The 11,285-nt window shown below is 68.5% G+C and carries 11 protein-coding genes; 4 read left to right on the forward strand and 7 right to left on the reverse strand.

The window, feature by feature from the left end:
* From V7E09_RS02905 to V7E09_RS02915, 3 genes are all read left to right on the forward strand, one after another.
* The coding region (locus V7E09_RS02905; RefSeq protein WP_324522991.1) for a type II toxin-antitoxin system Phd/YefM family antitoxin at nt 1–265 on the forward strand (265 nt) is incomplete at its 5' end.
* Nucleotides 266–267: 2 nt separating this feature from the next.
* On the forward strand, nt 268–528 hold the full coding sequence (locus tag V7E09_RS02910) for a Txe/YoeB family addiction module toxin (RefSeq protein ID WP_324510035.1): 261 nt from the start codon (nt 268–270) through the stop codon (nt 526–528).
* 416 nt (nt 529–944) lie between these two features.
* Entirely contained in the window at nt 945–1,262 is a 318-nt protein-coding gene (locus V7E09_RS02915) for a hypothetical protein (RefSeq protein ID WP_324522992.1), read from the forward strand.
* A gap of 109 nt (nt 1,263–1,371) precedes the next feature.
* Here the strand turns inward: V7E09_RS02915 and V7E09_RS02920 are convergent, their stop codons facing one another.
* The 6 genes from V7E09_RS02920 to V7E09_RS02945 all read right to left on the reverse strand — a co-directional run bounded on the left by V7E09_RS02920 (nt 1,372) and on the right by V7E09_RS02945 (nt 7,705).
* The gene (locus V7E09_RS02920) at nt 1,372–1,644 is read right to left on the reverse strand and encodes a type II toxin-antitoxin system RelE family toxin (RefSeq protein WP_324510037.1); all 273 of its coding nucleotides are present in this window, start codon (nt 1,642–1,644) and stop codon (nt 1,372–1,374) included.
* A gap of 4 nt (nt 1,645–1,648) precedes the next feature.
* Nucleotides 1,649–1,924, reverse strand: a complete 276-nt coding sequence (locus V7E09_RS02925) for a type II toxin-antitoxin system Phd/YefM family antitoxin (protein WP_324510038.1) — start codon at nt 1,922–1,924, stop codon at nt 1,649–1,651.
* Between the two features lie 57 nt (nt 1,925–1,981).
* Nucleotides 1,982–2,869 (reverse strand): dihydropteroate synthase, encoded by an 888-nt coding sequence (gene folP, locus V7E09_RS02930; RefSeq protein WP_324510039.1) that lies wholly within the window; start codon nt 2,867–2,869, stop codon nt 1,982–1,984.
* 75 nt (nt 2,870–2,944) lie between these two features.
* Nucleotides 2,945–3,769: a class II aldolase/adducin family protein gene (locus tag V7E09_RS02935; protein ID WP_324510040.1), complete on the reverse strand. Its 825-nt coding sequence runs from the start codon at nt 3,767–3,769 to the stop codon at nt 2,945–2,947.
* Between the two features lie 820 nt (nt 3,770–4,589).
* Nucleotides 4,590–6,053, reverse strand: a complete 1,464-nt coding sequence (gene cls, locus V7E09_RS02940) for a cardiolipin synthase (protein ID WP_324510041.1) — start codon at nt 6,051–6,053, stop codon at nt 4,590–4,592.
* A gap of 143 nt (nt 6,054–6,196) precedes the next feature.
* On the reverse strand, nt 6,197–7,705 hold the full coding sequence (locus V7E09_RS02945; protein ID WP_324522993.1) for an MFS transporter: 1,509 nt from the start codon (nt 7,703–7,705) through the stop codon (nt 6,197–6,199).
* Between the two features lie 275 nt (nt 7,706–7,980).
* On the opposite strand from V7E09_RS02945, the gene V7E09_RS02950 reads away from it, so the two are divergent.
* The gene (locus V7E09_RS02950) at nt 7,981–8,550 is read left to right on the forward strand and encodes a TetR/AcrR family transcriptional regulator (RefSeq protein ID WP_324522994.1); all 570 of its coding nucleotides are present in this window, start codon (nt 7,981–7,983) and stop codon (nt 8,548–8,550) included.
* A gap of 390 nt (nt 8,551–8,940) precedes the next feature.
* Here the strand turns inward: V7E09_RS02950 and V7E09_RS02955 are convergent, their stop codons facing one another.
* Nucleotides 8,941–11,190: an alpha-L-rhamnosidase gene (locus V7E09_RS02955; protein WP_324522995.1), complete on the reverse strand. Its 2,250-nt coding sequence runs from the start codon at nt 11,188–11,190 to the stop codon at nt 8,941–8,943.
* Nucleotides 11,191–11,285 lie beyond the last annotated feature (95 nt).

Genomic DNA, 11,285 nt, shown 5'->3' on the forward strand with positions numbered 1-11,285 from the left:
AAGGGGCGACATGAAGACCCTCAGCTACACGGACTCACGCGCACGCTACGCGGAGGTTCTCGACTCGGTGGTCAATGATCGCGAGGAGGTCGTGATCACCCGCGCCGGGCACGAACCTGTCGTCATCGTCTCCCTGGAGGATTACGAAGCCCTCAAGGAGACCGCCTACCTGATGCGCTCGCCCAAGAACGCGCGGCGCCTGCTCGACGCGATGGAGCGCCTCGAAGCCGGCCAGGGCGAGCCGCACGACCTGATCGCGGACTGACGGTGCTGCTCGTCTGGGACGAGAACGCCTGGGCTGACTACCTGTGGTGGCAGGCCCAAGACCGGAGAGTCCTCAAGCGCATCAACACCCTGATCGAGGATGTCGCCCGCAACGGCAACGAAGGAATCGGCAAGCCCGCAGCGCTGCGCCACGACTTCGCCGGTTATTGGTCACGCCGAATCACCGACGAACACCGCCTGGTCTACAAATTGGTCGACACCGAGATCAGGATCGCAGCCTGCCGCTATCACTACGGCCGCTGAGCACCGCTTCGCCTTGGGGCCCGAATCATGGCGTCTGACGTGAGGCATCGGCCCGTGCCACGGGAACGGCCGCGCCGTCCACGAAGGTTCTGCGGATGAAGTCCGCGCCCTCCTCACGCTGTGCGAAACTGCCACCACCCCAGGAGGTGGCTATGGCGTCCCATCCACGATTATCGCTTTTGTCGTCCGCATTGGCGTGCAGTGTCTTGGTGGCCTGCGCTGGCCTCAGTCCAGCGAGCCCCACTCTTTCACCGGCATACCGATGCGTCCCAGAAGCTGGTGCCGATCCGGTTCCTTGCGGCCCCATCGAATTCGAGCAGGCACAAGCGCGCGACGCCCTCTACGCCGAAGCGGAAGCCGTCTACCGGCGCTTCTGGACAGAGTGGGAGCGGCTCTACGCTTTCGAATCGCCTGCAGTGAGCCTCGAGATCGAGGCAACCACGGCCGGGAGCTTCCTGAAGTATGTTGAGGCAGAATTCGCCGCGCCTTCATACGCCAGGAGAGTCGCGGGGAACGCACGGCTTGTCCGCCTGGCACGCTACGTGGGTGGCTCCCACTCCGGGTTCACCGTCTCCCTCAATGCTTGCTGGGACTCGTCGGGCGCAACCTTCTCACCCCGCGGCGGAGGCCCGGAAACCACTGGCGGTGCAGTTGATGAGAATGTCTTCCTCTCGCGGCTCGACGGGGTGCTGAAGCTGGTGGAAGCAGAGTCGGAGACGGTACGCCAATGCTGATGCGGAAGACGCAGAACAAGGCCAAAACCTGACACCACCCCAGGAGGTGACGATGGCGCCCCACTCACGATTCACACGTTTGTCGCCCTCGCCAGACTTTGAGGCAGGGTCAGGCGCGGTAGGCGTCGCGACGGTGCACGAGGGAAACGACCTCGATGACGAGGCGCTGATCGATGATGCGGTAGATCACGCGGTAGTCGCCGCGCCTGGCCGCGAACAGCGGGGCAAGGGGCTCACGCAGAGGCTTGCCGACCTTGCGAGGATCATGGCGGAGGGCTCCCATGATGAACTCAAAGGCCGCTGTCGCGACTTTCTCGGGGAGTTCCCGCTCCAGGGCACGTCGTGCCGAACGGCTGAAGACGACCTCGTACGGTTGGGGCATTCGGTTAGCGCTCGCGGGCGGCGAGGGCGGCGCGAACCTCGTCGGCGGTGGACACCTCGTCCGCTTCGAGATCAGCGATCCCAGCGCGGATCGCAGCAACCTCGTCCGCGTCGCTGAGAATGTCGAGCGTCTCCAGCAGCGCGTCGTAGTCCTCAGCCCCGAGCAACACCGCCACCCGATCGCCGTTGCGGGTTACCTCGAATCGCTCGTGCGTCGTTACGGCGGACTCCACCAGCTTGGAGAGGTTCGCTCGGGCCTCTGCTAGCGATAGCGTCGTCATGTACAGAATTCTAGCGCGGTCTTGCACCTCGGCCCAGTGGATCCTGGGCTTCCGCTCTCAGCGGCCCCGGTCGGTGCGCAGCGGGGGACGGTCTCCTCGGAGCGAAGCGACCATGTCGAGGACGCGGCGGGTGGCGCGCACGTCGTGGGCTCGGAAGATCGTCGCGCCTTGCCAGGCGGCTATCGCCGTCGCGGCCAGGCTGCCTTCGAGGCGGTCGTCGGCGGGCAGATCAAGCGTCTCACCGATGAAGTCCTTGCGGCTGATCGCCTGCAGGACGGGGAACCCGAGCGCCACGAAGCGCTCCGTGTGGGCCACCAGCGCCAGGGAGTTCAGCGTGGTCTTGCCGAAGTCCAGCGTCGGGTCGATCAGGATGCGTTCGGCCGGGATCCCCGCGTCGAGTGCGCGCTGGGCGCCAGCGGCAAGGACGCGGGCCACCTCGTCGACGACCGCGTCGCCGGGACCGTAGTCGATACCCACCGGGTCGGTGCGCGGCGCCAGCCCTCCCGTGTGCGAGACGACGTAGCCCGTGCCTTGTGACGCCGCCACGTCCACCAACCCGGGGTCGGCGCCCTGCCAGGTGTCGTTGACGACGTCGATCAGCCCGGCGCAGGCGTCCGCGACCTCGGCGCGCCACGTGTCCAGCGAGAGCAGCAGGTTCGGCAGCGCCTCCTTGAGGGCGCCGAGCGCTGGTTTGACGCGGGCGATCTCCGCGGCGGCGTCCACCCACTCGCCTTCTTGGCCCGCGCGCACCCCGCCGACGTCGACGATGCTGACCCCCTCGGCCACCATCGCGGACGCCCGCGCCACGACCCCCGCGGCGTCCTCGTAGCGCGCGGGCGCGTAGAACGAGTCGGAGGTCCGGTTGATGATGCCCATGACGGCGGGACGTGCGGCGTCGAACGTCTGGCCCCGCAGAATCAGGGGCGCCGGTGAGATGCGGGTCACAAGGTCGAGTGTTCCACCCGTAGGCAACGACGAAACGCCCCGGCACCTGTGAGGGCCGGGCGTTCGCGGATCGACTCAGAACAGGGTGGTGGGAACGTTGAACGCCTCGACGACGCGGTGCAGTTCGTCGTCGGAGAGGCCCTGGGCGCGGCCGCCGGTGGCGAGGTTCTTGTACTCGTACAGGGCGCCGGTCTCGGCGTACTCGATCTTGTCGCAGGCACCCAGCGGGGAGACGTCCGACCGCGCCATGACGCCGTGCTTGGCCCACAGCACGATCTGGTGGTCGCGCAGCCCGGCGACGTTGTTCGACCTGAGTTCCTCAGAGCCCGGAACCATGAACGGCAGGAACTTCACGCCCTCGGGAAGCTGGACGATGGTCTCCGGCTCCCAACGCAGGATCGCCCGGTTGAGTTCGGTGGTGCCCTGGAACTCGGGCAGGTGCGACAGCAGCGTCAGGTGCGGCGGTTGGGCGTGGATCACCGAGTGGAAGGCGACACCGCGGCGGGCCACCTGGTCGTCGTGGACGCCGAGGTGCGAGTTGAACTCGCTGGTGGGACGGAGGAAGTTGCCCGTCGAGAGGTAGTGCAGCGTGCCGGTGAGGCCGCCCTCGTCGATGACGACGGCACCGACGTTGCGGGCGGGCTGGTCGTGGACGCCGCGCAGGCGGCACCCGGATCCCGTCACCAGCACGGTGTATCCCGCCAGGTGCGGGACCGCGAGCGGCAGTTCGAGCGGACGCTGCGCATCGAAGAACTCGCCTAGGTCAAGCGTCCAGTTGACGGCGGCGGACAGGTTCCCCGCACCGGCCTCGACGGCGTCGATGCTGTTGAGTCGGCGTCCGGCGGCGCCCATGCTGTCCAGCACTTCGGCAAGCGTCTCGGGGTACGACGTGGTTCCCATCGTTGGTCCTCTCGTAGGTGAATCGTTTCATAGTCTAGAGAGGATCTCCTCCGAATGTCGAGGGTTCGCGACACACCGCGGCCCCCTCCCGAGGGCGGGGCCTCCCGCACCCCTTCCGCCGAGGACTGGGGCAAAGCCCGCCGAGGACTGGGGTCAATCGTGCCGAGGACTGCACTTTGTCCTGGCGAAGACTGAGGACGTAGCCAGCAAGGACTGAGCTAGGAACCAGCGAGGACTGCGCTTGAGGCGCGGAAATCGCGGTCCCAACCTGAGAGTTCCATGCGTCGACGCGAGACCCCGTCCGTCCGCCGGGCCTCTCGATGCCGAGCGTCCCGTTGCCGAGCGTCCCGAGGCGGGCGCCGCGATCATCCCGCGGAGCCCGCTTGGCGCGCGTAGCAGCCATACCCGGGGAGTCACGACCGCGATGTTCAAGGACGCCCGCGTCCCGGCATCGCCACCCTCGCCCCTGTCCTCGACGCGCCGGGGGTGTGGTCCTCGACGAGATAGGCCGCATCCTCGGCACGAGTAGCCGAAGTCCTCGCCACCATTAACCGCAGTCCTCGGCGGGGTGGAACTCAGCCCTCGGCGACCCTGCCCGCAGTCCGCGGCGGCGTTAACTGCAGTCCTCGCTGGTCACATCCTCAGTCCTCGGCAAGACAAAGTGCAGTCCTCGGCACGATTGGCCCCAGTCTTCGGCGGGGTGGAACTCAGCCCCCGGCAGGTTGGGACCCAGTCCTCGGCGGGGTGGAACTCAGTCCTCGGCGGATTAGGCCTCAGTCCTCGGCGGGGTGTGGCTCAGTCCTCGGCGGGGATGGGTGGGTCACATGAGGGCGGAGGCCAACCGGCAGACGTTGTTGACGTACTTCTGATGCCAGGGGCGGGTGCGCCACTCCTCCAGCGTCAGCTCATGCGACACCTGGCGGTAGTGCTCATCATTGCTGTGCAGCAGGCCCACCAGGTTGCCGCCGAACCCGAGCATCATGATCTCGTAGTCCAGCGCGAACGAGCGGTAGTCCATGTTCGAAGACCCGATGACACCCACGGCGTCATCCACCGTCATGTACTTCGCGTGCAGCACGGCCGGAGCCGGATACAGGAACAGGCGGACGCCTGCCTCCAGCAACGCCTCGTAGTAGGAGCGCTGGGCGTGCCCGACGACGAACTGGTCGGCTTCGGCACCGACGAACAACTCCACACGGACGCCGCGGTAGACCGCCGACGTCATCGCCGCCAGCAGCGCGCTGTCGGGGACGAAGTAGGGGCTGGTGATCGTGATCGTGTGCTCGGCGGCGTACATCAGCGCCACGAACATGCGGTGGTTCGGCTCGGTCGGATAGCCCGGTCCGGACGGCACGAGTTGCAACGCGTTCACCGAACCGCCCAGGGGTTCCGGCTCCCGCGTCGTGAAGTGCTCGGCCCGGTCGAGCAGTTCGCCGGATTCGACGAACCAATCCATGGCGAACACCGCCTCGACCTCGAGGACCACTCCGCCGCTCACCATCACCGACAAGTCGTGCCAGCGGCGTCCGATCGCCCGGTTCTTCGCCTTGCCATAGTGCGGATCGATGACGTTGTGCGAGCCCACGAGGGCGAGTTCGCCGTCCACCACGAGCAGCTTGCGGTGATTGCGCAGGTCGGGGCGGCGCCACCGGCGACGGAGGAGGTCGATCGGCATCATGAGCCGCCACTCCACGCCGATCTCAGAGAGCCGACGCCCGAACTGGCGCCAGCCGGGGTACTTCATCGAGCCCAGCTGATCGACCAGCAGACGCACCTTCACCCCACGTCGGACCGCCCGTGCCAAGGCGGCGAAGAACACGTCGGTGGTGGTGTCCCAGGCCATGATGTAGAACTCGACGTGCACGTAGCGGCGAGCCCCATCAACGGCCCGCGCCATCGCTTCGTAGGTCTCCTCCGCGTCGGCGAGCAGACAGTCCACGGATCCGGTGAGACTCGGCATCCCCGTGAGGTCGCGGTTCATCCGCAGGACACCGCCCAGCGTCTGCGCGGGGCGCGCGTCACTCGGGACGAGCGGCACACCGGCCATGTGGTCCTTGATGACCTGGTCGCTCTCGCGCTGGATCGCACGGCGGCGTCCGGTGACCCACGGGCTGCCGATCAGCCAGTACAGCGGGAACCCGACGACAGGCACGAACAGGATGAGCAGCAACCACGCCGACGACGAGGAGGGCCTGCGGTTCTCGGGCACGACGCCGAGTGCGACGATCTTCATGACGAACTCGACGATGAGCCACAGGGTCCCGGGCACGGACGTGGGTGTCATGGCTCCTCCCGCCTCCTCGACTCTGGATCGCCCGCCCGGACGCTTGCGCTGATCGTACCGACGCCCACGCATGTGCCCAGGAGACGCCGCGACCCCGGTCCTCGACGAGAGGATCGGGGCCGGGCAGCCATCACGGGTCGGCGTCAGGCGCGCTTGAGGGTGACGCGAGCCAGGACGGCAGCGACGATCATGAGCACCACGCCGACGGCCGAGGTCAGCGTCACGCCGGAGTCGAACGCGTGCCGCGCCGAGGCGAGCAGCGGCTCGGCGAGCGCAGCCGGGAGCTGGGCGGCGACATCCAGCGCACCGCCGAGGGTCTCCCCGGCAGCGAAGGCCTGCTCGGAGGTCAACCCGGAGGGGATCTGAACGTTCGTCCGGTAGGCCGACGTGAGCAGCCCACCGAGGACGGCCGTGCCGAGCACCGATCCGACCTCGTACGCCGTTTCGGAGATGGCGGACGCCGCCCCGGCCTTGGCGGCGGGGACCGCCGACAGGATCAGGTCGTTGGAGATGGTTTCCGCGCCGCCGACACCGGCACCCAGCAGGGCGAAAGCGATCAGCAGGCCCACGTCGGACCCCGAGTTGCCGGTGAGCATCACCAGGACGTAGCCGACCGCGTTGAGCAGGAGGCCGCCCACCACGATGGTGCCCAGTCGGACGAACCGGGAGAGCCGCACGACGAGAAGCCCGACGACGACGGTCATGATGAGACCCGGCAGCAGCACCAGACCGGCCTCGATCGGCGTCCGCCCCGAAACCAGCTGAAGGTGTTGGGAGACGAAGAACAGGAAACCGACCAGCGAGAACACGCTGAGCAGGTTGGCGCCGACGGCACCGCTGAAGACCGGGTTGGTGAACAGCCGGACGTCGAGCATGGGGTTGTCGTGGCTGAGCTGGCGGCGGACGAACCAGATGCCGCCCGCGAGCGCGACGGCAAGCGACACGGCCAGATCCAGGCCGGGACCGTAGACGGCGATGGACTTGATGCCCCAGACCAGCGCGACCATGGTGACCAGGATCAGGATCGTGCTCAGCACGTCGACCCGACCCGGGTTCGGATCCTTGGACTCGGGCAGGACCAGCAGACCGGCGATGAGCAGCGGCAACAGGACGGGCACTGCGAGCAGGAACACCGACCCCCACCAGAAGTGCTCCAGCAGGAATCCGCCGACGAGCGGGCCGAGCGCCGCGCCGCCGGAGAATCCGGCCGCCCACACGGCGATGGCTAGGCGTCGCTCCTGCGGATCGACGAAGATGTTGCGGATCAGCGACAAGGTGGCGGGCATCAGCATGGCGCCGAAGAAGCCCATGGCCGCACGGGCGGCGATGAGCGCCCCTGCCGTGGGGGCGAAGGCGGCGATAGCGGACACGACGGCGAAGCCGGTGGCCCCGACGAGCAGGAGGCGGCGGCGTCCGAAACGGTCACCGAGGCTACCCATGGGGATGAGCAGGCCCGCCAGGACAAGCGGATAGACGTCGACGATCCACAGCAGCTCGACGCCGGTTGGGCGGAGTGCCTCGGAGATCATCGGGATAGCGAACGACAAGACCGTGTTGTCCACCGCGACCAGCAGGACGGGCAGCATCAAGACGGCCAGCGCCCACCAGCGCAGCTTGGCTGCGGTCGGTGCGGTCATCTCGGTGATGGTCATGAAAAGAACTCCTTCAGTGCGTGCGGTCGCCAGTGTCGGCGACAACCTCTCCATGATAAACCGTCTAGACGGTACAGTTCAAGTCGGCGGCAGCCCCGCTCGTCGACAACCGCGACCGAGGCCGGGGCTCCCTGCCCCCAAGACCCCCGGGCATGCGACCCCCGCGGGGACTGCCACGCTCGCGTCCACACCCACCCCTCCCTGCGGGGGACCGCCCGCTCGGAAGCGCTCTCGGCGCCGGGCCAACCGGGCCCGCGATCGATACGATGACCCGCATGTCAGCGCGCGACAGAATCCTCGACTCCTTCGAGGCGATCCTCACCAGCGAAGGCGAACGAGCCGCCACGCTGGATGCCGTCGCTGCCTCCGCCGAGGTCTCCAAGGGTGGGTTGCTGTACCACTTCCCCAACCGGGAGTCCCTAGTCGCGGGCCTCTTGGACCGGCTGCGGACCCTCGCCGACGGGGATGTCGCGGCCATGTCCGCAGCCCCGGAAGGGCCCGCGCTCTACTACGTTGCGTCCTCGCGCAACACCGGCTCGCCGTTCGACCGGGCCCTGATTGCCGCGTCCCGGCTCGGCTGGGAGAAGCACCCGGAAGCCAGCGAGACGATCCGGTCAATCCAGCGCCGGTGGCTCGGACTCATCCGCGCCGAAGTGGGCGATGAGGGCGTCACCCAGGCGATCATGCTCCTGGGCGACGGGCTCTACTACAACGCGGCCTTCGGCGGAGAGGGATTCGCCGAGCCGGGCAGTTACCCGCTTGCCGAGCTGCTGGAGGTCGTGCGTCGCCTCATCGCCCCCGCCCCGGTCCGTCCCGGCCCACCCACCCCGCCCGCCGAGGGCTGAGCCTGAGCCTGCCGAGGACTCAGTCTGGGACCGCCGAGGACTCTGCCGGAGCCCGCCGAGGACTCTGCCAGGGACCGCCGAGGACTGAAGCTCCCGCCGCCGAGGACCGGGCGTCCGGCCGTCGAGGACTCCGGCTTGACCCGCCGAGCGCCCCAGCAATTGCAGCCCCACTGCTCCTAGCCTCTGCCTGGGCATTCCCAGCAAAAGTCCTCGACGGGTCAATCCTCAGTCCTGGATACTCCTTGCCCTAGTCCTCGGCGGCCCCCACCAGTCGTCGGGGCTCACACCCTCAGTCCTCGGCGGGTCAATCCTCAGTCCTCGGCGGCCGGACCGGAGTCCTGTGGTGTGGGCGATGCGTCGGCAGGTCCGCTCCTGCCAGATGAGCCAGCCTCAGCAGGCGACGACGTAGCGGTGCAGGCCGCCCACCACCGCGAACGCCCGCCCGTCGGGCAAGACCAGGTCAGCACCCACCCCGTCCGGGATCTCCGCGGTGACCTCGACCGAACCGTCCGGGAGACGCTTCCACCCGCTGCGGATGACGCCGACCGGAGCGTCCAGGGACACATCGGCCCAGTCCAATCCCGGCCCGGGGACCGGTTCGATCCGGACGCGGGCATACCCCGGCTCGGCGGCACGAATGCCGCCCACCACCTGATAGATCCAGTCGGCGACCGCCCCCAGCGCATAGTGATTGAAGCTGGTCATCTGACCGGGATTGATCGACCCGTCAGGGAGCATCGAATCCCACCGCTCCCAGATCGTCGTGGCACCCATGGTGATCGGGTACAGCCACGACGGGCAGCCTTCCTCCAGCAGTAGGCGGTAGGCGTCCTCGACATGCCCGGTCTCACTCAGCGCCCAGGTGACGTAGGGCGTCCCAGCAAAACCCGTGCTCACCCGGTAGTTAGCGGCCCGGACGAGTTCGGCTAGCCGGGCACCAGCACGGACGCGAGCCGCCGCGTCCAGGAGCCCGAACGCGATCGCGAGCGCGTAGACGGTGGCGCAGTCGGAGCGGACCCGCCCTGCGGCGTCCACATAGTGCTCGACGAACGCGTCCCGGGTGCGATCGGCGAGCGTCGACCAGCGCCGAGCGTCGGCGTCCAAGCCCAGAATGTCTGCGGCCCGTGCGGCGAAGGACGCCGACCGGTACAGGCTGGCGGTCGCGACGACGCCGGGGTCGGCCTTGGCGCGGGCCGGCTCGTCGGCGGGGGCGTCCGGGTCGAGCCAGTCCCCCAGGCGCTGATCGGCCTCCCACAGACCCGTCGGGCTGAGCACCGCCTCGACCGACGTCAGGTGGGCGACCATCCCCGGGTAGTGGGCGGCGAGCCGATCACGGTCGCCATACGCCTGCCAGACGGCCTCCGGCACCCAGCAGGCGGCGTCCGCCCACACGGCCTGGATGCCCGGGAAGCCGTTCCAGCTTCCGGCCCGGTCGTGCCGCAGAACGTTGGGCACGACGAGCGGCACGCTGCCCTCGGACTCGGTTTCTGCGCGAACGTCCAGCAGCCACCCATGCAGGAAGTCGGCACTGTCGAACTGGAAGCAGGCTGTGGCGGCGTAGGCGGCGATGTCGCCGGTCCAGCCGAGGCGCTCGTCGCGCTGCGGGCAGTCGGTGGGGACACCGAGGAAGTTGCCCTTCTGACCCCAGATCGAGTTGTGGACGAGCTGGTTCAGGCCAGCATGACTGCTAGCGAAAGTGCTGGTGGGACGCAGGTCGCTGTGGACGACGACCGCCTGCAGGTCCGCGAGGGTCGGGGTTCCGGGCCAGCCGGCGAGCTCGACGTAACGGAACCCGTGGAAGGTGAACGTCGGCTCGAAGGCGTCCTCACCGCCGGAGAGCGTGAGCGTGTCGGTCTGACGGGCGGAACGCAGCGGCCGGACGCCCAACTCGCCGCCCTCCAGCACCTCGGCATGACGCAGGGTGATGGTCGCCCCGCGCTCGCCGCGGACGCGGAACCGCAGCCAGCCGACGAGGTTCTGCCCGAAGTCGACCAGCGTCGCGCCGGCCGGAGATGTGGTGATTGCGACGGGCGTCAGCGTCTCGTGCCGGGTGATGAGTGGTCCGGCCGCGGGGACGAGGGTCGCCGGTTCCCAGGTTCCGAGGGCGACCGGCCGCGTCGGTTCGGGATCGTGCGTGAAGTCGACGTGCTGGCCGTCGTACAGGTTGTTGGCGCGCACCTTCCCTGTGGTGGCTAGCCAGGACGCGTCGGTCAGGACACGCTGGACGTGCCCGTCGGCGTACTCGATGGTCAGGGCGGCGACGACGCCGGTGTCGGAGCCGTAGTCCGCCTCGGCGCCCTTGAATCCGAACTTGCCGCGCCACCAGCCGTTGCCGACGGTGAAGACGAGGTCGGCGCCGTCGGCGATCAGGGCAGTGACGTCGAAGGTGTGGGCAGGCAGGCGCCATTCGTACGATGTCCAGCCGGGGTTGAGCACCGATTCGGTGACCGGATGCCCGTCGAGGGTGGCCTCGTAGACGCCGTGCGCGGTGGCAGTCAGGCGCGCCGCGCGGACCGGCCCGTGTCCGGCGTCCAGGTGGATCGTGGTGAACAGGACGGCGGCCGGGGTGTCGCGTCCGGGGTCGTCAAGCGGGTGGCGGATGAGAGGGGCATCGAGCAGATCGGCAACGGCGGCGGTCATGCGTCCACCCTCGCACGAAACTGAAACGTGTCAATCAGTTGCCGGGAGTATCACGCGTCCACGCCACCGACCGAATCCCGCCGAGGACTGAGGGT

This window comes from Propioniciclava sp. (genome assembly GCF_036744435.1).
In the GTDB taxonomy this organism is placed as follows: domain Bacteria; phylum Actinomycetota; class Actinomycetes; order Propionibacteriales; family Propionibacteriaceae; genus Propioniciclava.